Genomic DNA, 22,550 nt, shown 5'->3' with positions numbered 1-22,550 from the left:
GAGCGCCAACCATGACATCACCCAGCCCGTTCTCCCCCGACCACCCGGTCCCCACCCACCAGCGCATCTTCGGCGCGCGTGACCTGTTCTCCCTCTGGTTTTCCCTGGGCATCGGCCTGATGGTGCTGCAAGTCGGCGCCATGCTCGCGCCGGGCCTGGGCCTTGCTGGCGCCGTACTGGCCATTGCCCTGGGCACCGGCGTGGGCGTGCTGTTGCTGGGCGCCGCCGGGGTCATCGGCAGTGACACCGGGCTGTCGGCCATGGGCACCCTGAAGCTCAGCCTGGGCAGCCATGGCACGCGCTTGCCGGCGGTGCTCAATTTGCTGCAACTGGTGGGCTGGGGGGCGTTCGAGATCATCGTCATGCGCGATGCCGCCAGCCTGCTGGGCGCACGTGCGTTCGGTGAGCACAGCGCCTGGAACAGCCCGATGCTGTGGACCCTGTGCTTTGGTGCCCTGGCGACCTTGCTGGCGGTGAGCGGGCCACTGGCGTTCGTGCGCAAGGTGTTGCGCGCCTGGGGTATCTGGTTGCTGCTGGGGGCCTGCGTCTGGCTGACCTGGAACTTGTTCGCCAAGGCCGACCTGGCTGAGTTGTGGGGGCGCGCCGGGGATGGCTCGATGTCGCTGGCAGTAGGCTTCGACATCGTCATTGCCATGCCGCTGTCGTGGCTGCCGCTGATCGCCGACTATTCACGTTTCGCACGCAATGGCAGGCACGTGTTCGGCGGTACCGTGCTGGGCTACTTCATCGGCAATACCTGGCTGATGAGCCTGGGCGTGGCCTACACCCTGGCCTTCGCCGCCAGTGGCGAGGTCAATGCGTTGTTGCTGGCCTTGGCTGGCGCCGGCATGGGGGTTCCGTTGCTGCTGATTCTGCTCGACGAGTCGGAAAAGGCATTCGCCGACATCCACTCGGCGGCGGTCTCCACCGGGGTGCTGCTGCCGTTGAAGGTGGAGCACCTGGCACTGGCCATCGGCGTGCTGTGCACCCTGATCGCCTTGCTGGCGCCATTGGCTCAGTACGAGAACTTCCTGTTGCTGATCGGTTCGGTGTTTGCGCCGCTGTTCGGCGTAGTGCTGGTGGACCACTATGTCGTGCGTCGCCGTGGCCTGCCGGTACAGGTCAAGGGTTTGCACTGGCAGGCGCTACTGGCCTGGTTCGTGGGGGTGGCGGCCTACCACCTGATTGCCGCCAATGCACCCGAGATGGGCGCCACCCTGCCAGCATTGCTGCTGGCAGGTGTGCTGCACGGGCTGCTGAGCCTCAGCCGCGGCCGGGGAACAGTTCCGGCTTGAGCACGCCATTGAGGCGCGGGTAGGGGATCTTCAGTTCCACGTGGCCCATGGAATAGGGCGCGATGGCATAGACCTCGTACTTGACCACAAGTGCGCCGTACGTCAGGGCGATGTGCGGCGACTTCTTGAACGGCCAGGTCTTGACGAACTCGGCGTCCTTGTCCATGCCCACGCTCATCAGCCAGGCGCGGTGCGACTCTTCGACGGTTTTCCAGAACGTCTCTTCCTGGCCAGGCAGCAGCATGTCCTGCAGGGTCAGCACCTTGTCCAGCTTGCGGGAGTAGTTGATGAAACCACGCCCAGGCATGCCGTGTGCGCCACCGCTGTCCAGGTAGCTGGACAGTTCGATGATCACCAGGCCGTCATGCTGCTCGCGTACCTTGGCTTGCAGGTAGCTGCTGTTACGTTTGTCGGCACTGGCCAGGTATTGCTGTTCATAGGCCTGCAGGGTGGCCGGCGCGGTGCCATGCTGATTGTCTTCGGTCAGTTGCAGCAAGCGCTTTTCGACGATGCCGTCAAGCTTGGGCAGGGCCGGGAAGTGCACCATGTCGATGTTCACCAGCGGGCAATCGCTTTCGCTGCAACCGGGTTTTACATGCTCCCAGGCGTCGCGTTTGACCTCTAGCGGGGTCCGGTAGTTGGGCGTGAACAGGCTCTGGCAGGCGCCCAGAGCGAGTGCCAGCACGGCCACGGAAGTCAGTTTGACAATGGTCATGATGATCCTTGCAAAAACAGGGAAAAGTCGGCCTTTGACCGTCTGCGCGGCCTTCGGTTCGCCACTAAGCTAACAGAGTGCGCACGTGCTGTCCCGACTGTGCGAATGGTTGCTGGAAAGGGGTGAAACGCGCTGGCGTGCGGAGTAGGATGGCGCGATGCTGTGATTGAGGTAGCGAGGATTTCCATGTCAGACACGTTGAACTCAGTGCCCAGGGCGGTCGAGATCGTCAAGCGGGAAAACTGCTTCCAGGGCTTCTACAAGCTCGACAAGGTGCACTTGCGCCACGAGCTGTTTGCGGGCGGCATGGGGCGCGAGATCAGCCGTGAACTGTTCGTGCGTCACGATGCGGTGTGTGTACTACCCTACGACCCGCTGCGCGATGAAGTGGTGCTGATCGAACAGTTCCGCGTCGGTGCAATGGGCAAGGCCGAAAACCCCTGGCTGATCGAAATGGTCGCCGGGCTGATCGACAAGGACGAGCAACCCGAGGAAGTCGCCCACCGCGAAGCCGAAGAAGAAGCGGGCCTGACTTTCAGTGCCCTGTGGCCGATGACCCGCTACTTCCCGTCGCCAGGCGGCAGCGATGAATACGTGCACTTGTTCCTTGGCCACTGCAGCAGCGAAGGGGCAGGGGGGCTGCATGGCCTGGAGGCCGAGGGTGAAGACATTCGCGTGCGGGTGTGGTCGTTCGAAGATGCCTTGCAGGCCGTGCGCGATGGGCGCATCTGCAACGCGGCGACCATCATCGGCTTGCAATGGCTGGCGCTGAACCGTGACGAAGTACGAGGTATGTGGAAGTGAACCTGCTGCGCGAGCGCTATCGAGTCGACCTGGCCGGGCTGCAGGCTGCCTGTGAGGCCAACTATGCCCGGCTGATGCGCTTGCTGCCGGACATGCGTACCACCCAGAGCTCGCGCCGCATCGGTATGACCCAGGGCGACCAGATGCTTGGCGTGCTGGTGCTCGACGTGGTGCTGGCCTGCCCGTACACCACCACCCTGCATATACGTCAGGAGCACAGCTTGCCGTGGCTGCCGGTGCCGCACCTGGAGGTGCAGGTGTATCACGATGCGCGCATGGCCGAAGTGATCAGCGCCGAACATGCCCGGCGCCTGCGCAGCATCTACCCCTACCCGAACGAGGCCATGCACCAGCCAGACGAAAAGGCCCAGCTCAACCTGTTCCTCGGTGAATGGCTGAGTCACTGCCTGGCCTGTGGCCACGAACTGGCAAGCGTTCGCTGACATGCATGCAGACCACCCGCGCCCAGTACATGTGGTGCAACTGACCGACGCCCATCTTTTCGCCGACCCGGCCGGCAGCATGCTGGGCCTCAAGACCCGTGAAAGTTTGGGCCATGTGGTAGCCCAGGTGCGGCGCGAGCAACCGCTTGTCGACTTGCTGTTGTGCACGGGCGACTTGTCCCAGGATGCCAGCGTTGCTTCTTATGAAGCTTTTCGTGAGCTGACTGCGCCGTTTGGCGTACCAAGCCGTTGGCTGCCGGGCAACCATGATGAGGCCCGGATCATGGCCGAAGTGGCGCCGGAGTTGGTACAGGCGGTAACCGATATCGGCGCCTGGCGTATTGTGATGCTCAACACGGCGGTGCACGGCGCCACACATGGCTTGCTGGGGGATGACCAGCTGGCAGTGCTGGAGGCCGCGCTGAAAGGGGCGGGCGGGCGCCATTGCCTGGTGTGTTTCCACCATCAACCGGTAGACATCGGCTGCGCCTGGATCGCCCCGATCGGCTTGCGCAATGCCCAGGCGCTGTTTGACATCATTGAAGGTTACCCACAGGTGCGGGCATTGCTGTGGGGGCACGTTCATCAGGAGTGGGATGAAGTGCGCAATGGTCGGCGCCTGCTGGCTACGCCTTCGACCTGCATTCAGTTCGCGGCCCGCAGCGAGGACTTCAAGGTGAGCGAAGAGCAGCCTGGGTACCGCTGGCTGCGCCTGCATGCCGACGGGCGGCTGGAGACCGGGGTGGAGCGGGCGTGGGACTTTGAAGTGAAGCTCGACTTCGATAGCCCAGGTTATTGAGCGGGTTGCGCGTTCAACTGTAGGAGCGGCCTTGTGTCGCGAAAGGGCCGCAAAGCGGCCCCGGCAATATCTGCGGCGAAGCTGAAATTATGGGGGGTTGCTTCGCACCCCCTTCGCGACACAAGGCCGCTCCTACAGGGTGCCCTGTTGCAGCGGGCTATGGTGAAGAAATTGTTGCGAAACCCGTGACGCTGCGTCAAAACCCGGCGAACGCGCTACACTGCGCGTCCCTGCGCCCGCATCATCAGGCGCGAAGCCACAGATTCCGGGGGCAGCATGTCGGGTTCCATCCTCTATATCCATGGCTTCAACAGCTCGCCGCTTTCCACCAAGGCGCGCCAGCTCGAAGCGGTCATGCAGCAGCTCGGCCTGGCCGACCAACTGCGGGTGCCCGCCTTGCACCATCACCCACGCCAGGCCATCGCCCAGCTTGAGGCGGCCATCGCCGAACTGGGCGCGCCATTACTGGTGGGCAGTTCGCTCGGCGGCTACTATGCCACCTGTCTGGCGGAGCGCCATGGCCTCAAGGCCTTGCTGGTCAACCCGGCGGTTACCCCGCACAAGCACTTTGACGGCTACCTGGGTACCCAGCGCAACCACTACACCGATGAAACCTGGGAGCTGACCCTGGACCACGTGCAGGCCCTGGCCGAGCTGGAAGTGCCAGCGCCGGTCGATGCCAGCCGCTATCAGGTGTGGCTGCAAACCGCCGACGAAACCCTGGATTACCGCCATGCCGAACGTTATTACCGTGCTTGTGCCCTGCGCATCCAGGCCGGTGGTGACCACAGTTTCCAGGGCTTTGCCGAGCGCCTGCCGGCCCTGCTGGCGTTTGCCGGTATTGCGCGTGGGCAGTATGCAGCGCTCGATTTTTCTGTATTTTGACTTTTTTGCACTCACCAGACTGACGACGAGACCCTATGGCCAATCCCAGCGCTAGCGCCTATAACGCAGACGCCATCGAAGTCCTCTCGGGCCTTGACCCGGTCCGCAAGCGGCCGGGCATGTACACCGACACCAGCCGCCCCAACCACCTGGCCCAGGAAGTGATCGACAACAGTGTCGACGAAGCCCTGGCCGGTCACGCCCGCTCCGTGCAGGTCATTCTGCATGCCGACCACTCGCTGGAAGTCAGCGACGACGGCCGTGGCATGCCGGTGGACATTCACCCCGAAGAGGGCGTGTCCGGGGTCGAGCTGATCCTGACCAAGCTGCACGCCGGCGGCAAGTTCTCCAACAAGAACTACCAGTTCTCCGGTGGCTTGCACGGCGTTGGCATCTCGGTGGTCAACGCCCTGTCGACCCAGGTGCGCGTGCGTGTCAAACGCGACGGCAACGAGTACCAGATGACCTTCGCCGACGGCTTCAAGGCCAGCGAGCTGGAAGTTGTGGGTTCGGTCGGCAAGCGCAACACCGGCACCAGCGTGTATTTCAGCCCCGACCCCAAGTATTTCGATTCGCCGAAATTCTCCATCAGCCGTCTCAAGCACGTGCTCAAGGCCAAGGCCGTGCTGTGCCCAGGCCTGCTGGTCAGCTTCGAGGACAAGGCCAGCGGCGAAAAGGTCGAATGGCACTACGAGGATGGCCTGCGTTCCTACCTGGTCGATTCGGTCAACGAGTTCCAGCGCCTGCCCGATGAGCCGTTCTGCGGTAGCCTGGCCGGTAACAAGGAAGCGGTGGACTGGGCCTTGCTATGGCTGCCCGAAGGCGGCGACAGCATCCAGGAAAGCTACGTCAACCTGATCCCTACCGCCCAGGGCGGTACCCACGTCAATGGCCTGCGCCAGGGCCTGCTGGATGCCATGCGCGAGTTCTGCGAATTCCGCAACCTGCTGCCGCGCGGGGTCAAGCTGGCACCGGAAGACGTTTGGGAGCGCATTACTTTCGTCCTCTCGATGAAGATGCAGGACCCGCAGTTCTCCGGGCAGACCAAAGAGCGGCTGTCTTCACGCGAGGCGGCGGCATTCGTCTCTGGCGTGGTCAAGGATGCCTTCAGCCTGTGGCTCAACGCCCACCCTGAACTGGGCATGCAACTGGCGGAGCTGGCCATCAGCAATGCCGGCCGCCGCCTCAAGGCCAGCAAGAAGGTCGAGCGCAAGCGCATCACCCAGGGCCCGGCATTGCCCGGCAAGCTGGCCGACTGCGCCGGCCAGGACCCGATGCGTGCCGAGCTGTTCCTGGTCGAGGGTGACTCGGCCGGTGGCTCGGCCAAGCAGGCCCGGGACAAGGAATTCCAGGCCATCCTGCCGCTGCGCGGCAAGATCCTCAACACCTGGGAAGTGGACGGCGGCGAAGTCCTGGCCAGCCAGGAAGTGCACAACATTGCCGTGGCCATCGGCGTCGACCCCGGTGCCACCGACCTGGCGCAACTGCGCTATGGCAAAATCTGCATCCTCGCCGACGCCGACTCCGACGGCCTGCACATTGCCACGCTGTTGTGCGCGCTGTTCGTGCAGCACTTCCGTGCACTGGTCGAGGCCGGGCACGTGTATGTGGCCATGCCGCCGCTGTACCGCATCGACCTGGGCAAGGAAATCTACTATGCCCTCGACGAAGCCGAGCGTGATGGCATTCTCGACCGCCTGGTGGCCGAGAAGAAGCGCGGCAAACCCCAAGTCACCCGCTTCAAGGGTTTGGGCGAAATGAACCCGCCACAACTGCGTGAAACCACCATGGACCCGAATACCCGGCGCCTGGTGCAACTGACCCTGGATGACGTGCAGGCGACTTGCGAGCTGATGGACAAGCTGCTGGCCAAGAAGCGCGCCGGTGACCGCAAGAACTGGCTGGAAACCAAAGGTAACCTCGCCGAGGTCATGGTTTGATTCGTCTGCTTCTGGCGGCCTGGCTGGCGCTGGTTGCGCTGCCGGGCCTGGCGGGCGACTGGCCAGAGCTGAAGATGACTGCCGAGCACCCGATAGACGGTATGCGCGGTGGCAACCTGTCTGGCCTGGCGTTCTGCCGGGGGGCGTTGTGGGGTGTGTCCGACCGCGACGATGACCGCATCTACCGCTTCGACCAGCAGAGCGCTACCTGGCGCGCGCAGGCGCTTGTCTTCACTGCGCCGCCGGTGCCGGAAAGCGGCCTGCCGTGGGGCCTGAAGTCACGCAACTGGGCGGCGTCGTACATTCGCGGCGGGGCGCTGGACTTTGAAGGCATCACCTGCGACCAGGCAAACAACCTGTACCTGGTCAGCGAGGCACACGCTGCGGTGCTGCAACTGCCGCCCGAAGGTGAGCCCGACTGGCTCAAGATCGACCCGGCCATGGTCCGTCAGGCGCGGGCCAGTGGCATGCTGCTGAACTTCAATGCGCTGTTCGAAGGGCTGGCAATCAACCCGGCGGGTGACCGCCTGTGGCTGGCGGCCGAGCGCGAGCGGCGTGGCCTGGTGGCCATTGAACGGCAGCAGTCGGTATGGACCTGCGGGCGCGGTTGCGTGCTGCTGAGCGAGGCTGGGGTCGAGATGCAGCCGCCGCAAATGCCAGAGGCCCGGGCCCTGTCGCGCGACTTTTCCGACCTCGCCTGGTTCGAGGGCAAGCTGTTCACCCTTGAGCGCAACGCCTACCGGATATGCCGGCGGGACGCCAACAGCGGCGAGGTCGAGCGCTGCTGGTCGTTCGCCGCCGAGGCGCTGGAGCCCATGCGCCGCTACGATCAGCCGTTCGGCCTGGCCGAGGCGCTGGTGATCGACAGCAAAGGCGCCTGGGTCGGGTTGGACAACAACAACGCTGACCGTGCCGACGGCGAGCGGCGCCCGATCGTATGGCGCTTCGAGGCGCCTCAGGGCGGCTGGGGCGCCAAACCGTGAGCCAGGCACCGGGCAAGCGCGCAGGGCGGGTGCTGATGGTGCTTGCCTGGGCGGCTGCGCTGTTTCTGGCCACGCGCTTTTTCGGCCAGTGGGAAGACAGCCAACGTAACCCCAACCGCCAGGTGCAGTCGGAGCACGGCCAAGGTTTCATCGAGGTGCGCCTGCTGAGTAATGGCCAGGGGCATTTCGTGGTGGATGGCGCGATCAATGGCCAGGTGGTGCACTTCATGCTGGACACCGGGGCCACCGACGTCGCGATCCCCGAAGGGCTGGCCCGCGACCTGAACCTGGCGCGTGGCAGCCCGGTGCTGCTGAGTACCGCCAATGGCCGCACCGAGGGCTACCGCACGCGGCTGGCCAGCCTGCAACTGGGCGACATCCACCTGCAGAACGTACGCGCCATTGTCGTGCCGGGCCTGGATGGCCCCACCGTGCTACTGGGCATGAGTGCCCTGCAACAACTTGAATTTACCCAGCGCGGTGGCACCATGCTGCTGCGCCAGAACCTGAAATGACGAGGCCCGCATGAGCGACTCACTGGAACTCAGCCTGGACGGCGTAGAACGCCGCTCACTGGCTGACTTCACCGAACAGGCCTACCTCAACTACTCCATGTACGTGATCATGGACCGCGCCCTGCCGCATATCGGCGATGGCCTCAAGCCAGTGCAGCGGCGCATTGTCTACGCCATGAGCGAGTTGGGGCTCGATGCCGATGCCAAGCACAAGAAGTCGGCGCGTACCGTCGGTGACGTGCTCGGCAAGTTCCACCCCCATGGCGACTCGGCCTGCTATGAAGCCATGGTGCTGATGGCGCAGCCGTTCAGCTACCGCTACACACTGGTCGATGGCCAGGGCAACTGGGGTGCGCCGGACGATCCGAAGTCGTTCGCGGCCATGCGCTACACCGAAGCGCGGTTGTCCCGCTATGCCGAAGTGCTGCTCAGCGAAGTCGGCCAGGGCACCGTCGACTGGGTGCCCAACTTCGACGGCACCTTGCAGGAGCCCGCCGTGTTGCCGGCACGCCTGCCCAACATTCTGCTCAACGGCACCACCGGTATCGCCGTGGGCATGGCCACCGATGTGCCGCCGCACAACCTGCGTGAAGTGGCCAGCGCCTGCGTGCGCCTGCTCGACGAGCCCAAGGCCACCATCGAGCAGTTGTGCGAGCATATTCAAGGGCCGGACTACCCGACCGAGGCCGAAATCGTCACGCCGCGGGCCGAAATCCTCAAGATGTACGAAAGTGGCCGTGGCTCGATCCGCATGCGCGCCGTGTACCGCGTCGAGGACGGCGACATCGTTGTAACCGCGTTGCCCCACCAGGTCTCGGGGGCCAAGGTGCTGGAGCAGATCGCGGCGCAGATGCAGGCCAAGAAGCTGCCGATGGTGGCCGACCTGCGCGACGAGTCGGATCACGAGAACCCTTGCCGCATCGTCATCATCCCGCGGTCCAACCGTGTGGATGCCGACGAACTGATGCAGCACCTGTTCGCCACCACCGACCTGGAAAGCAGCTACCGGGTCAACATCAACATCATCGGCCTCGACGGCCGGCCGCAGCTGAAGAACCTGCGCACGATCCTGGTGGAATGGCTGGAGTTTCGTACCCATACCGTTCGTCGCCGGCTGCAGCACCGCCTGGACAAGGTCGAGAAGCGCTTGCACCTGCTGGACGGTTTGCTCACGGCGTTCCTCAACCTGGATGAAGTGATCCACATCATCCGCACCGAGGACCACCCCAAGCAGGCGCTGATCGCACGCTTCGGCCTGACCGAAATCCAGGCCGACTACATCCTCGAGACCCGCCTGCGGCAGTTGGCGCGTTTGGAAGAGATGAAAATCCGCGGCGAGCAGGACGAACTGCTGAAAGAGCAAGCCAAGTTGCAGGCGCTGCTGGGCAGCGAAGCCAAACTGCGCAAGCTGGTGCGCAGCGAGCTGATCAAGGATGCCGAAACCTATGGCGACGACCGCCGCTCGCCTATTGTCGAGCGCGCCGAAGCCAAGGCGCTGTCGGAAAACGAGCTGATGCCGACCGAGCCGGTCACCGTGGTGCTGTCGGAAAAAGGCTGGATACGCTGTGCCAAGGGCCACGACATCGACGCGACCGGCTTGTCGTACAAGGCAGGCGACGGCTTCAAGGCCGCTGCTGCTGGCCGCTCCAACCAGTTTGCCGTGCTGATCGACTCGACCGGGCGCAGCTACTCGCTGGCCGCCCACAGCCTGCCTTCGGCGCGTGGCCAGGGTGAGCCGCTGACGGGGCGCCTGACGCCTCCGCCTGGGGCCACCTTCGATTGCGTGCTGCTGCCAGACGACGATGCGCTGTACGTGGTCGCTTCCGACGCCGGCTACGGCTTCGTGGTCAAGGGTGAAGACCTGCAGGCCAAGAACAAGGCCGGCAAGGGTTTGCTCAGCCTGCCCAACGGCGCCAAGGTGATGACGCCGCGGCCGGTGGCCAACCGTGAGCAGGACTGGCTGGCGGCGGTGACCACCGAAGGCCGCCTGCTGGTGTTCAAGGTCAGCGACTTGCCACAGCTGGGTAAAGGCAAGGGCAACAAGATCATTGGTGTACCCGGCGACCGGGTCGCCAGCCGCGAAGAGTTCGTCACCGACCTGGCCGTGATCGCCGACGGGGCGACCCTTGTATTGCAGGCCGGCAAGCGTACCCTGTCTCTGAAGCCCGACGACCTGGAACACTACAAGGGCGAGCGTGGCCGGCGTGGCAGCAAGCTACCGCGTGGGTTCCAGCGCGTCGATAGCTTGCAGGTGGAAGTGCCGGCGTAACCGGTGGAAATGTCTGGAACGGCAATTACAGCGCCGTTCCGGGCAGAAACACTGGAGTCGGACGGTGATTTCGCGGATGATATGGCCCTTGCGGCGCCGGCGTGGTCGTGTGCCCGTTTGAATTTATATGTATCACTGCGGTGTGCCTGTAGGCAGCCGCCTGGATGGGATGATGAAATTTCTGCGCCTTCCACTTGCGCTGTTGATGACTGGCCTGCTGGGGCTGGGCGGGTGCACCATGCACCAGCCTGTCGCCTTGTACCAGCTCGACAGTGGTGATCCTGGCCAGCCGTCGCAGAGTGCGGGCATGGCCGTTGTACTCGGGCCGGTATCGGTGGCCGATTACCTGCAGCGCGAGACGTTCCTGCAGCGCCAGGCCGATGGCAGCCTGAGCGCGGCGACCGACGGTCGTTGGGCGGGTAGCCTGTCGTCGGACATCGACCAGTTGCTGGTGCGCCAGCTGGCCTGGCGCCTGGACAGCCAGCGTGTGGTACTGGCCCCGGCAACGGCCGGTTTCACGCCGGATGTACAGGTGCTGCTGTCGATTACCCGCCTGGATTCGGGCAAGGACCAACCGGCCATCCTCGACGCCCAGTGGCGCCTGCTGGACCGCCGTGGCCGTGTACGTGACAACCGTATCGTGCACCTCGAACAGCCACATGAGGGCAGCGAGTCGTCGCAGGTACAGGCCCAGGGCCAATTGCTGCAGAAGCTGGCCGAGCAGCTGAGCACGGCGGTGAAGCCGCTGGCCAACCAGCCGGCAATCGCTGAAGAAACGCCGAAAAAGCCGGCTGCACCGGTGCAGGTGAAGAAGGCGCCGGAAAAGTCCAGGATCCCGATGGCCTCGCCGATCCGCACCGATATGGAAGTCTATCGGTTCTGACCTAACCGCCAGGTGCAAAAAAGCCCGCGATGCTGCGGGCTTTTTCATGTCTGCGTCAAACCATTGCGAGGCTGGGCCGGGCCTTGTAGGCGCGGCCTGGCGTTGCGAAGGGGCTGCGCGGCAGCCCCAGTGCCCAGCGCAGCCTGTCAGGCCCGACGCTCGTGCATGCGCGCCAGTTGCCGTTCCAGCATCGAAGGGTACGGTTCCAGCAGGCGCTCCACGCAGCAGGCGCCCTCAGGGCTGGCAATCGGGCGAATGCGTGCGCGCTGGCGAATCAGTGCGTCATCGCTGATCTGCCGCTCCACCAGCAACAGGTTGCGGCTGTGCTGCGACAGCGCCAGGGCATCCTGGGCTTTTTCGGCGATCAACACGTCTACCAGCTCCAGCCCGTGCAGATCGTTGCCCAATACCAGGCCCAGCTGCAATTGCAAGGTGATGCCGCTGTCGGCCACTTCGATCTGCAGGGCATGGCCCAGGGCGCGCAACAGCTCGCCGCAGCAGATTGCATTGGTCAGGTAGTCCTCACCACATACGCGGCTGTGGAACAGCACCAGGGTGCTGCCATCGTTGAGTGTGTGCGTTTCGCCGTCGTACAGCGATGCCGCATGCTCCAGGCAGTCACGGTAACGCTCGGTCAGTTCGGTCAGGCGGGTACGCGGCAGACGGCGCAGTTGCTCCTGGGAGCCCAGCTGCACCGCGAGGATGGCGCTGAAGTGCGGTTCGTCGGACTCGTCTACCACTGCGGTTCTTGGTGCAGTGTCGTCGTCGAGCAGGCCGGCGAACGCTTCGTCATCTTCCTCGTCTGGCACTGCGGCGACCTTGGCGCGCGGCGCGGCCTTGGGTGCCGGGCTGGCGTGATGCGGGTCGTCGAACGGTTCATCGTCGTCTTCCTCAGGCTCTGGCTCCGGCTCTGGTGGCGGCGGTGGCGCCAGGCGCGCATGCAGCTGGCGGGCGATGTCGCCGATTTCATCCTGGCGGTCGGTGGCTGGGGTGTAGTACTGCGGGTCGCGCAGCCATACCCGCAACTGCAGCAATGGCAGGGTGATGTAGCGGCCCTGGCGCAAGCTGAGGGCCAAGGCCAGCGCCAGCAGGATGGCCGCCAGAATGCCCATGCTTTGCAGGCTGATCAGCATGGGTTGCTGGAATTGGCTCATGTCCAGGCTGATGCGCAGCTGCCCGGCAGCCACGTCCTGGAAGCTGATCTTGGTCTGGTACACGCCTTCGGCCTCGCCCAGCAGGCTATTGCGCGGGCGTTGCCCGGCTTCGGCGAGGATGCGGTTGTCCACGCTGTAGATGGCCGCGTGGGCCACCAGCGGGTTTTTCACCAGGTTGCCCAGCAGCACGTTGAGGCTGAGGATATCGTTGGCTACCAGCAGTTCGGTCGCCGAAGTGGCCGTTTGCGTGGTCAGGCTCTGGCCGAGGGCGTCGGCCTGCTCGTGCATGGCCTGCTTGAACTGCAGGCCCATCACACAGGCGTAGATCACCAGTGCCAGCGCCACCAGGAAGATGTTGGTGCAGGCGATGCGCAGTGCCAGCGGCACGCGACGTTGACTCAGGGCACGATAGATCATCAGGAAGAAGTTGTCTGGTTTGACGGGCGTGGGCCGGTTCACAGAGCTCGGCTCTTAATGGCAAGAAAGTGGGGGGAGTATAGCGAGCCGGGTTTTGTCGGCAAAGTATCGTTGGCGCCCGATGGTCATGGAAAGTCGGTAGAATGCGCATTTTTCATCGAAGTCGGAGCCAGGTTGTGCGCGAAATCGTCCTGATCAACATCACCGGTGAGGACCGTCCCGGTCTCACTGCGGCAATCACCGGCGTCCTGCTGCAGGGCGGTGTGAGTATCCTCGACATCGGCCTGGCGGTCATGCACGGCACCCTGTCGTTCGGCATCCTGGTCGATATCCCTGACAACGAAGTGGCAACTGCCCTGCTGCAGGGTGTGCAAGCCAAGGCCCACGAGCTGAACCTGCAGGCCCGTTATACGCCGATTTCCGAGGCGGACTACCAGCACTGGGCCGACGGCCATGGTGAGGCGCGCCATGTGGTGACCCTGCTCAGCCGCAAGATCACCCCCGAGCAACTGCAGCGGGTCAGTGCGGTGATCAGCCAGTACGGCCTGACGATCGAACGCATCGAGCGGCTGTCGGCCCGGGTGGCGCTGGACGCCGACACCGACAAGGGCAAGGCGGCGGTCGAGATATCCGTGCGTGGGGTGCCGAGCGATGCCCAGGCCCTGCGTGCCGATTTCTTCGCCCTGGCGCAGGCGCTGAGCGTCGACATTGCCTTCCAGAAAGATGACCTGTTCCGCCGCAACCGCCGCCTGGCGGTATTCGACATGGATTCGACGCTGATCGAGGCCGAAGTCATCGACGAGCTGGCCAAGGCGGCTGGCGTAGGTGAGCAGGTGGCGGCGATCACCGAACGCGCCATGCGTGGCGAGCTGGACTTCCGCGCCAGTTTCAAGGAGCGCATGGCGCTGCTCAAGGGCCTGGATGTGGGCGTGCTGGACGAGATCGGCGCCTCGCTGCGCCTGACCGAAGGCGCGGAAAACCTGTTCGCCGAGCTCAAGCGCCTGGGTTACAAGACTGCCATCCTGTCCGGTGGGTTTACCTACTTTGCCCGCCAGGTGCAGGCGCGCCTGGGTATCGACTATGTGTTCGCCAACGAGCTGGAAGTGGTGGATGGCAAGGTGACTGGTGTGGCGGTCGAGCCGATCGTCGATGCCCAGCGCAAGGCCGAACTGCTGCAGAAACTGGCCAGCGATGAGGGCTTGCAACTGGAACAGACCATTGCCGTGGGCGATGGCGCCAACGACCTGCCAATGCTGGCACTCGCCGGCCTGGGCGTGGCATTCCGCGCCAAGCCGCTGGTGCGCCAGTCGGCCAAGCAGGCGATTTCTACTCTGGGCCTGGATGGCGTGTTGTACCTGTTGGGCTTGCGCGACCGCGACGCGCGCGGCTGATCCGGAAATTTGGGGCTGCTTTGCAGCCCTTCGCGGGCATGCCCGCTCCCACAGGTTGAACGCGACCTCACTCTGGACTGCCCCCAATAAGTTGGACAGTTTCAGCTAGCAGCCCCTGCAGCATGAGCCCTGTATTTCACAGGGCTCATGCCATTGAGCTTTAGCTTGATGCGGTCATGGTTGTAGCAGTGGATGTACTCATCCAGACCGGCTTTCAGTTCTTCAACGCTCTTGAAGCGCTGCGGGTAGAAAAATTCGGACTTAAGCGTACCAAAAAAGCTCTCCATAGCCGCATTATCCAAGCAGTTTCCTTTACGTGACATGCTCTGCTTCACCCCTTGCTCGGCCAGCTTGTGGCGGTACTGCGAGTGTTGGTAGTGCCAGCCTTGATCCGAGTGGAGTACCAGTTTCGGCTTGTTTCCCAGGCGCTTGAAGGCCTTGCCCAGCATGTTGGTGACCAGCCCAAGGCATGGCCTGCTGGCCACTTCGTAGGCCACAATTTCGGCGTTGTACAAGTCCATCACGGGGGAGAGGTAGACTTTTTCCTGAGCCACTTTGAACTCGGTCACATCGGTCACCCACTTCTGATTCGGGCGCTGCGCGATAAAGTTTCGCTCCAGCAGGTTGGGCGCGATGGTGCCGACGACACCCTTGTACGACCGATATTTTTTCGGCCGCACGAGTGAGCGAAGATCAAGCTCGATCATCAAACGCTCCACCACTTTTTTGTTAACCAAGGTCCCGCCATTGCGGATCACGATCGCAACGCGCCGGTAACCGTAAAGCCCTTTTTCCTCGTGATAGACACGCTGAATCATCTGCTTCAGAGCAGCATGCTTATCAGGTTTGGCCTGCGCTTGAAGCTGGTAATAGAACGTACTGCGCGGCAGATCCGCCAACTCCAGAACAGCGGCCAAGGGAAACCTGTCCTTGAGCGCAGACACGATCAGGGTTTTTTGGGCTGCCTTCGCTCCTGCTTCTTCAACTCTTCCAGCTTTTTTAGGTAAGCGTTCTCCATGCGCAGCCATTCAAGCTCAGCCAGCAACTGGTCGCGGCTTTTATCGGTGTCATCAGAGGTTGTGGGTTTGATGGGGTAAGGCTTTTTCGACATGGCAGCAGGTTTTCTTCTCTTGGGAGCAGGCGAAGCCGGACTTCCACTGTAGTACTGCCGCGCCCAAATGCCTATCTGCGAAGACTGACCAAGACCGAAATGGGCGGCGGTCTGGCGCAAGGAAAGCTGATGCTTGTGCATGTACTCAAGGACTGAGCGCTTATAGGTCGCACTGTACCGCTGGCCTGGTTTACGCAGACTGAACTGGCCATGTTTCTGGAAGCTGGAGACCCAGCGCCGCAGCAGGCTGAAGTCCACTGCAAGTCGCTGGGCTACTTTTCGGAAACCTTCACCACCCTCCAGGTAGGCATGAACGGCGGTAAGCTTGAATTGGTCTGAGTACTTGCTCATATGGACACCCCAAGAAATTGGATTGGTGTCCAACTTCTTGGGGGCAGTCCACTCTGTGGGAGCGGGCATGCCCGCGAAGGGCCGCAAAGCGGCCCAGGTTTTATAAGGCCTTCAAGCCTGCACAGGCGCCGCCAGCTGCTGCCCCATGCGCACGGCAGAGCCGGCACCCAGGCTTTCGGCCCACTTCACCTGCTGCGGCCCGAACAACACGATGGCCGTCGAACCCAGCTTGAAGCGCCCCAGCTCGGCACCTTTCTCCAGGTGGATCGGCGCACGGCTGGCGTCGTCGTATCGGAAGGTCTTCAGCTCACGCTTGGGCGGCGTTACCAGGCCGGCCCACACGGTCTCGATCGAAGCAACGATCATCGCACCCACCAGCACCACGGCCATCGGCCCGCGTTCGGTGTCGAACAGGCAGACCACCCGCTCGTTGCGGGCGAACAGCTCGGGCACGTTTTCAGCAGTGGTCTGGTTCACCGAGAACAGGCGGCCCGGCACGTAGACCATCTCGCGCAGGGTGCCGGCCAGCGGCATGTGCACGCGGTGGTAGTCCTTGGGCGACAAGTAGATGGTGGCGAACTCACCGCCCATGAACGGGGCGGCCAGCGCCGGGTCACCGCCCAGCAGCTCCTGCGCGCTGAAACCGTGGCCTTTGGCCTGGAAGATGCGGCCATGCTCGATCGGGCCAAGCTGGCTCACGGCGCCGTCGGCGGGGCACAGGATGGCGCCCGGGGTTTCATCCAGCGGGCGGGCGCCCGGCTTCAGGGCGCGGGTGAAGAATGCGTTGAAGTGCTCGTAGGCGCTCAGATCTTCGACCAGCGCCTGGCTCATGTCGACCTGGTAGCGCTTGGCGAACCAGGCGGTGAAGGCGTTCTTGAACCAGCGCACGCGGCACTCGGCGACGCAGCCGGCCAGCCGCGACAGCAGGTGGTGCGGCAGCAGGTACTGGCTGATGATGAACAGACGGGATTTCATGCAGGTTCCTTAAACTTCTACAGGCGTGTCCGGGTGGTTGCCCCATTCGCTCCACGAGCCGGCATAAGCCTTGACGCGTGGGTAGCCGAGGGCCTTGGCCACCAAATAGGTGAAACCGGAACGGCGGTGGGACTGGCAATGGGTAACCACCTCCTTGTCGGGGGTGATGCCCAGGCTTTGCAAAACTTCGGCGATATCCTTGCGGATGCGCAGGTGGTCGTTGAGGTCCATGCCGGCGGTCCACTCGAAGTTGACCGCACCAGGGATGTGGCCGCCCTTGGCCGACAACACTTTTTCGCCGTTGAATTCCTGTGGGGCGCGGGCGTCCCAGATCACCAGGTCATCGGCGCCCAGGCGGCTTTGCAGGTACTCGCGGGTGGCTGTAGGTGCAGTGTCGAGGTGCAGGTGCACCGGGGCGGTACTGGGTGCAGGCACTTCGGTGGACAGCTTGTCGGCTGGCCAGGCCTGGATACCGCCATTGAGGTAGTGGTAGCGCGTATGGCCGATCACGTCGAGCAGCCAGATGAAGCGCCCCGCCCAACCACCGCCTTCATCGTCATACACCACGTAGACGGCATCATCACGGTGGCCGAGTTCGCTGAACAGTTTTTCCAGTTCGCCCAGGGGCGGCAGCAGACCAGGGGCGGGTGGCTGGCCGAGCTGGGTACGCTTGCCCTCGACAAAGCGGGCGCCGGGGATATGCCCGCTGACATAGCGGTTGGCGCTGCTCAGGTCGACCAGGATCAACTGCGGTGAATCCAGGCGCGGCAGCAGGTCTGCAGCTTCGATCACCAAGGGCAGGCCGGAAAAGTCGGTCATCCACGGTCTCCAGAGTGGAAAGAGGAGCGATTGTAGCGCAAGGCTCAGGCTTTGCGGTTGGCGAACAGCGACAGTGCCCGCTCGATGCATTGCACGGTTTTGCCGAAGGCTTGCACGCTGATGTCGGCCATGGGCCTGCAAGCCTGGTCGGCCACCAGCAGCATGAGCACCTGATCGTTCACCGCCAGCGAGCGCAGCAGCACGTGCTCACTGCGGAACAGGGCGCGCAGCGGGGCGGGCAGCAGCGCGGCGAACTGGCTGTGGTTCTGCGGGGTGATGCGCAGCTGCCCGGCCTGGCTCATCAGTTTTTGCAGCAGTTTGTTCTGCGCCACTTGCAGGGCCAGGCCCCCGGCTTCCTTGGGCAAACCAGCGGTCTGCTGCACGCGCAGGGTGTCGGTGCTCTTGTCCAGGCTCAGCAGCATGATGCGTTGCATGCCGCAGGCCAGCAGGGCCTCTTGTGCCTGGGTGGCCAGGTGCACGGTATTGGTGAACGGGCTGGGTTGCGCCAGCAGGTGCTGGCACAGTGTGCGCCAGCGCGCCAGCTCTTCACTGCTGGGCGGTGGCACCGCCAGCATGTCCGGGTGCGGGCGGCGCTGGTGCCACGGCCATATCAGCGCCTCGGCCGGGTGGAACAGTGCATGCCGGGCATGGCGACGGGCGCTGGCGGCCGCCTGCTGGTGAACTTGCTGCTGCACGTCTTCCAGCGAAGTCTGCAGGTACAGGGCGGTCAGCAGCTGCCAGCGTAACAAGTGCGGGTTGTCCCAGCCGACCTGCGCCGCCAGGGCCAGATTGTTGGCCAGCAATACGGTATTGGCCGGCTGGTTGAACCAGCGCCGCAGGCCGGGCTCTGCGTCCAGGCGGTGTTGCTGGCTGAGCAGGTCTTCATCGCGGGCGATGCTCAGCACCTGGACCAGTTGCTCGCGCTCTTCCAGCAGCAGGCGGTAACCCTGGGTCACCCATTGCGGCAGGCGCCAGTATTCGGCCATGGTCTGGCACAGCGCCATTATGCGCACGCCAAACAGTTCTTCCTCGACATGGGCGGCCTCTTCACCCTTGTGGATCACCCGCAGCTCCCAGGTGTCGAGTAGCTTCGGGTAGGCCAGTGCCAGCGGCCAGAGGGGCGACAGGAACAGCAGGCTACCCCAGTGGATTTCCTGCCACAGCCGCGCCAGGCGGCTGGCGAACAGGCCGCTGGCCTGCTGCGCTGCGTGCTGGCTGATCATCTGGAACTGGCACAGAACCGGCGGGATTTCTTCAACAGGCACTGCCGGCAGGCGCTTGAGCAACAGCTCGCTGCGCTCCAGGCCGAGCCGGTTGAGGGCCACTTCAAGGCTTTCGGCCGGTTCGGCCATGCTGGCGTTGGTGGCGTGGTTGGCCTCACGCATCACCGACAACACCAGCGCCGGGCTATCTTGCATCAGTTCGGCGATGTCGCGCAGCGAGCGGCGGCTATCGTGGATGGCCGCCATGACCCGGTCGTAGCTGTGCTTCGGCACCGGGATGCGAACACTCTCGAGCAGCTTGACCCAGGCCTCTGGCGTTCGCGGAGCCTGAGCGGGCACCTTGGTTTCAATTGGCATTTTGACATCAGTCCGAACTGGCTTTTCGCATTGTGTGGCTATAGTCTGGCGCAGTTCTGCCGATAAGTAGAAGAAGAGTTTTACAGCTCTCGTCTCTTCCCCTGACCACGACAGCAAGTGCTTTGAACCTATGGCTAAAATTATCGGCATCATCGTCGTATTCGCGAGCGTGCTCGGCGGCTACGTGCTTTCCCACGGCAAGATCGCGGCGCTGATCCAGCCGTTCGAAGTACTGATTATCGGCGGTGCGGCCTTTGGTGCATTCCTGCAGGCCAACCCTGGCTACATGACCATGCACGTCATCAAGAAGTCGATGAAGATGTTCGGCTCGCGCTTCAGCCATGCGTTCTACCTTGAAGTACTGGGGCTGGTGTACGAAATCCTCAACAAGAGCCGTCGCGAAGGCATGATGGCCATCGAGGCCGACATCGAAGACGCCGCCGCCAGCCCGATTTTCGCCAAGTACCCCACGGTACTGGCCGATGAGCGCATGACCGCGTTCGTCTGCGACTACCTGCGCATCATGTCTACCGGCAACATGGCCCCGCACGAGCTCGAGGGCCTGTTCGACATGGAGCTGCTGAGCATGAAGGAAGAGCTTGAGCACCCGTCCCATGCGGTGACCGGTATCGCCGATGGCATGCCCGGCTTCGGTATCGTAGCGGCGGTGCTGGGTATCGTGGTGACCATGGCCTCGCTGGGCGATGGGGACCAGGCGGCCATCGGCATGCACGTGGGTGCGGCGCTGGTCGGTACGTTCTTCGGTATTCTCGCGGCCTACGGCTTCTTCGGCCCGCTGGCCAAGTGCCTGGAGCACGACGCCAAGGAAGAGCTGAACCTGTACGAGTCGATCAAGGCATCGCTGGTGGCCTCGGCTTCGGGCATGCCACCGTCGCTGGCGGTCGAGTTCGGGCGCAAGGTGCTGTACCCCAAGCACCGCCCAAGCTTCGCCGAGCTGGAACAAGCGGTTCGCGGTCGCTGATTCATGGAGAACAATCAGCCCATCATCGTCAAGCGCGTCAAGCGCTTTGGCGGCGGCCACCACGGTGGCGCCTGGAAAATCGCCTTTGCCGACTTCGCCACGGCGATGATGGCGTTCTTCCTGGTGCTGTGGCTGTTGTCCACGGCCACGCCTGAGCAGAAGATCGCCATTGCCGGTTACTTCCAGGACCCGATCGGGTTCTCCGAAAGTGGTACGCCCTACGTCATCGACCTGGGTGGTTCCCCCGAAATGGCGCCGGACAAAACCATCAACCCGGAAGTGAAAACCGAGCCCACGCAGCCGTCGCCTACCCAGCTGGACAAGGACCAAGTGGAGACCATGGCCGAGCAGGTCGAGCGCGAGCGCCTTGAATTGCTGTTGCAGGAGTTGCAGAACAAGGTCGAAGAGAACCCGCAACTGCAGAAGTTCAAGGACCAGATCCTGTTCGAGATCACCCAGGATGGCCTGCGTATCCAGATCATGGACGCCGAGAACCGTCCGATGTTCGATATCGGCAGTGCGCGCCTGCAGCCATATTTCGAAGACATTCTGTTGGCCATGGCCGATACCATCAAGGCAGTGCCCAACAAGATCAGCATCAGCGGCCACACCGACGCCAAACCGTATGCCGGCACTGGCGAGTTCGGCAACTGGGAGCTGTCGGCCAACCGCGCCAATGCCGCACGCCGGGCATTGGTGGCAGGTGGGTACCCGGACGGCCAGGTGGCTCGGGTGGTGGGGTATGCATCGTCATCGCTGTTCGACCGCAAGAACCCGTTCAACCCGGTAAACCGCCGCATCGACATCATCGTGCTGACCAAGAAGGCCCAGCGCAACATCGAGGGCGAGCAGGGCGAACAGGGTGCACCGCAAGCGCCGGCAGCCCCGCCTGCGGTTCCGCCGGCCAGTGGCGCGGCGTCCGGTGCCGGGGCCGATCAGGCGCCGATGCAACCACGTGAACTGCGCCAGAAGCTGAACATCTTCGAGGATGGCACGCTGAAGATGGACGAGAGCAAGGAGCAGTAGGCCCCGCGGAACCTTGCACGGCGTTTTGCAGGGCCGTGCAGGTGGGCCTCAGCGCGGAGGAAGGCTTACAGCCCGGTCAGTAGCTGTCTTCCGTCAGGCTGGCGATGATCGAGCGGTAGCTGTTCATGCGTTGCTGCGAGATCCGGCCATCGTCCAGCGCCTTGAGCAACGCGCAGCCTGGCTCGCGGTCATGTTTGCAATCGCGGAAGCGGCAGGTGCCGAACAGGTCGCGGAACTCGATGAAGCCATCCTCCACATCGCTGCGGCTGACGTGGCCAAGGCCGAATTCGCGGATGCCCGGCGAGTCGATAAGGTCGCCGCCATTGGGGAAATGGTACAGCCGCGCGGTGGTGGTGGTGTGGGTGCCCTGGCCCGACCATTCCGACAGGTCGCCGACGCGGGTGCCGGCCTCGGGCAGCAGGCTGTTGACCAGCGAAGACTTGCCCACACCCGACTGGCCGACGAACACGCTGATGTGCCCGTCAAGTTGCTGCTGCAGGCGTTGCATGCCATCACCGTGGTGGGCAGATACCTCCAGCAGCGGGTAGCCCAGCTCGCGGTAAACCTCCAGCAGCGCCTGCAGGCCGGGGCCGTTCTCGGCGTTGATCAGGTCGGCCTTGTTCAGCAGCAGCAGCGGGCGCAGGCCTGCATGCTCGGCAGCGACCAGGTAACGGTCGATCAGGTTCGGGTGCGGTTCCGGGGCCGGGGCAAACACGATCACGATGAGGTCGACGTTGGCTGCGACCGGTTTCAACTGGCCATGGTTGTTTGGCCGGCACAGTTCGGTGCTGCGTGGCATCTGCGCCACGATCACGCCTATGCCCTGGTTGCCTGCACGCCATACCACGCGGTCGCCAGTGACCAGTGCTGGCAGGTTGGCGCGCAAGTGGCAGCGGAACACCTGGCCTGCAACGTCGCCATCCTGGGCCTCCACCTCGACCTGCACGCCAAAGTGGGCAATCACCAGGCCAAGTTGTTCCGGTCCCAGGTCGCCACCTTCCAGTTCCTGCAGCACATGCTGCTCGCGTTTGGCCGCGCGAGCAGCACGCTCGCCCTGGATTTTTTCGATGCGCCAGTTCTGGCGGCGATTGAGCTGGCGTTTGGCCATGAACATTCCGTGAGAAGGGCCCGGGTCAGGGCATTGAAAACGGCAGGCAGTTTAGCACGCCAGGCGTTGCACCATTGCCCTTACCTTGTGGCGGTGAATGGGCGT

General features: G+C 63.5%; 20 protein-coding genes. 13 read left to right on the top strand and 7 right to left on the bottom strand.

The window, feature by feature from the left end; genetic code table 11:
* Window positions 1-11: 11 nt before the first annotated feature.
* The gene (cytX, locus tag AACG97_RS25545; RefSeq protein ID WP_225786374.1) at window positions 12-1,295 is read left to right on the top strand and encodes a putative hydroxymethylpyrimidine transporter CytX; all 1,284 of its coding nucleotides are present in this window, start codon (window positions 12-14) and stop codon (window positions 1,293-1,295) included.
* On the opposite strand, the gene AACG97_RS25540 is transcribed toward cytX, so the two are convergent.
* On the bottom strand, window positions 1,264-2,010 hold the full coding sequence (locus tag AACG97_RS25540; RefSeq protein WP_009681333.1) for an RsiV family protein: 747 nt from the start codon (window positions 2,008-2,010) through the stop codon (window positions 1,264-1,266). The genes cytX and AACG97_RS25540 overlap by 32 nt on opposite strands.
* 186 nt (window positions 2,011-2,196) lie before the next feature.
* Here AACG97_RS25540 and AACG97_RS25535 point away from each other — a divergent pair, with 186 nt between their 5' ends.
* From AACG97_RS25535 to AACG97_RS25495, 9 genes are all read left to right on the top strand, one after another.
* Window positions 2,197-2,814, top strand: coding sequence for an NUDIX domain-containing protein (locus tag AACG97_RS25535; RefSeq protein WP_009681332.1), 618 nt, complete (start codon window positions 2,197-2,199; stop codon window positions 2,812-2,814).
* Window positions 2,805-3,257 carry a DUF1249 domain-containing protein gene (locus AACG97_RS25530; RefSeq protein ID WP_009681331.1) on the top strand — a complete coding sequence of 151 codons (453 nt, stop codon included), beginning with the start codon at window positions 2,805-2,807 and terminating at the stop codon, window positions 3,255-3,257. The genes AACG97_RS25535 and AACG97_RS25530 overlap by 10 nt, the downstream gene beginning before the upstream one ends.
* A gap of 1 nt (window position 3,258) precedes the next feature.
* Window positions 3,259-4,056 (top strand): 3',5'-cyclic-AMP phosphodiesterase, encoded by a 798-nt coding sequence (gene cpdA, locus AACG97_RS25525; protein WP_009681330.1) that lies wholly within the window; start codon window positions 3,259-3,261, stop codon window positions 4,054-4,056.
* Between the two features lie 276 nt (window positions 4,057-4,332).
* Window positions 4,333-4,941, top strand: a complete 609-nt coding sequence (locus AACG97_RS25520) for a YqiA/YcfP family alpha/beta fold hydrolase (protein ID WP_009681329.1) — start codon at window positions 4,333-4,335, stop codon at window positions 4,939-4,941.
* Between the two features lie 35 nt (window positions 4,942-4,976).
* A complete protein-coding gene (gene parE / locus AACG97_RS25515) occupies window positions 4,977-6,881 on the top strand; it encodes a DNA topoisomerase IV subunit B (RefSeq protein ID WP_009681328.1) in 1,905 nt (634 codons plus the stop codon).
* On the top strand, window positions 6,878-7,864 hold the full coding sequence (locus tag AACG97_RS25510) for an esterase-like activity of phytase family protein (RefSeq protein WP_115294892.1): 987 nt from the start codon (window positions 6,878-6,880) through the stop codon (window positions 7,862-7,864). The genes parE and AACG97_RS25510 overlap by 4 nt, the downstream gene beginning before the upstream one ends.
* Window positions 7,861-8,379: a retropepsin-like aspartic protease family protein gene (locus tag AACG97_RS25505; RefSeq protein ID WP_009681325.1), complete on the top strand. Its 519-nt coding sequence runs from the start codon at window positions 7,861-7,863 to the stop codon at window positions 8,377-8,379. The genes AACG97_RS25510 and AACG97_RS25505 overlap by 4 nt, the downstream gene beginning before the upstream one ends.
* A gap of 10 nt (window positions 8,380-8,389) precedes the next feature.
* Window positions 8,390-10,648, top strand: a complete 2,259-nt coding sequence (parC, locus tag AACG97_RS25500; protein WP_197885107.1) for a DNA topoisomerase IV subunit A — start codon at window positions 8,390-8,392, stop codon at window positions 10,646-10,648.
* A gap of 172 nt (window positions 10,649-10,820) precedes the next feature.
* A complete protein-coding gene (locus AACG97_RS25495; RefSeq protein ID WP_009681322.1) occupies window positions 10,821-11,531 on the top strand; it encodes a PqiC family protein in 711 nt (236 codons plus the stop codon).
* A gap of 146 nt (window positions 11,532-11,677) precedes the next feature.
* On the opposite strand, the gene AACG97_RS25490 is transcribed toward AACG97_RS25495, so the two are convergent.
* A complete protein-coding gene (locus tag AACG97_RS25490) occupies window positions 11,678-13,144 on the bottom strand; it encodes an AhpA/YtjB family protein (protein WP_009681321.1) in 1,467 nt (488 codons plus the stop codon).
* A gap of 134 nt (window positions 13,145-13,278) precedes the next feature.
* Between AACG97_RS25490 and serB the strand changes: the two genes are divergently transcribed.
* Window positions 13,279-14,493, top strand: coding sequence for a phosphoserine phosphatase SerB (gene serB, locus AACG97_RS25485; RefSeq protein ID WP_009681320.1), 1,215 nt, complete (start codon window positions 13,279-13,281; stop codon window positions 14,491-14,493).
* Between the two features lie 101 nt (window positions 14,494-14,594).
* Here the strand turns inward: serB and AACG97_RS25480 are convergent.
* The 4 genes from AACG97_RS25480 to AACG97_RS25465 all read right to left on the bottom strand — a co-directional run bounded on the left by AACG97_RS25480 (window position 14,595) and on the right by AACG97_RS25465 (window position 19,329).
* Window positions 14,595-15,955, bottom strand: a protein-coding gene (locus tag AACG97_RS25480; RefSeq protein ID WP_258869054.1) for an IS3 family transposase whose coding sequence is annotated in 2 segments (ribosomal slippage) — window positions 14,595-15,487 and window positions 15,487-15,955 — 1,362 coding nt in all. Because the reading frame shifts where the segments join, the coding sequence is not laid out codon by codon here.
* Window positions 15,956-16,066: 111 nt separating this feature from the next.
* Window positions 16,067-16,930 carry an archaetidylserine decarboxylase gene (asd, locus tag AACG97_RS25475; protein WP_029887865.1) on the bottom strand — a complete coding sequence of 288 codons (864 nt, stop codon included), beginning with the start codon at window positions 16,928-16,930 and terminating at the stop codon, window positions 16,067-16,069.
* A 9-nt stretch (window positions 16,931-16,939) separates the two neighbouring features.
* Window positions 16,940-17,749 carry a rhodanese-like domain-containing protein gene (locus AACG97_RS25470; RefSeq protein WP_009681317.1) on the bottom strand — a complete coding sequence of 270 codons (810 nt, stop codon included), beginning with the start codon at window positions 17,747-17,749 and terminating at the stop codon, window positions 16,940-16,942.
* 44 nt (window positions 17,750-17,793) lie between these two features.
* On the bottom strand, window positions 17,794-19,329 hold the full coding sequence (locus tag AACG97_RS25465) for an HDOD domain-containing protein (RefSeq protein WP_232555064.1): 1,536 nt from the start codon (window positions 19,327-19,329) through the stop codon (window positions 17,794-17,796).
* A 130-nt stretch (window positions 19,330-19,459) separates the two neighbouring features.
* On the opposite strand from AACG97_RS25465, the gene motA reads away from it, so the two are divergent.
* Together motA and motB are read left to right on the top strand one after the other, a co-directional pair.
* Window positions 19,460-20,311, top strand: a complete 852-nt coding sequence (gene motA / locus AACG97_RS25460; protein WP_009681315.1) for a flagellar motor stator protein MotA — start codon at window positions 19,460-19,462, stop codon at window positions 20,309-20,311.
* Window positions 20,312-20,314: 3 nt separating this feature from the next.
* Window positions 20,315-21,337, top strand: a complete 1,023-nt coding sequence (motB, locus tag AACG97_RS25455; RefSeq protein ID WP_009681314.1) for a flagellar motor protein MotB — start codon at window positions 20,315-20,317, stop codon at window positions 21,335-21,337.
* 76 nt (window positions 21,338-21,413) lie between these two features.
* On the opposite strand, the gene rsgA is transcribed toward motB, so the two are convergent.
* Window positions 21,414-22,445 carry a small ribosomal subunit biogenesis GTPase RsgA gene (gene rsgA, locus AACG97_RS25450; protein ID WP_009681313.1) on the bottom strand — a complete coding sequence of 344 codons (1,032 nt, stop codon included), beginning with the start codon at window positions 22,443-22,445 and terminating at the stop codon, window positions 21,414-21,416.
* Window positions 22,446-22,550: the final 105 nt, after the last annotated feature.

It is taken from the genome of Pseudomonas sp. Nvir (assembly GCF_963778085.1).
Lineage (GTDB): Bacteria > Pseudomonadota > Gammaproteobacteria > Pseudomonadales > Pseudomonadaceae > Aquipseudomonas > Aquipseudomonas juntendi.
This window is presented reverse-complemented; position numbering and strand designations above follow the sequence as displayed.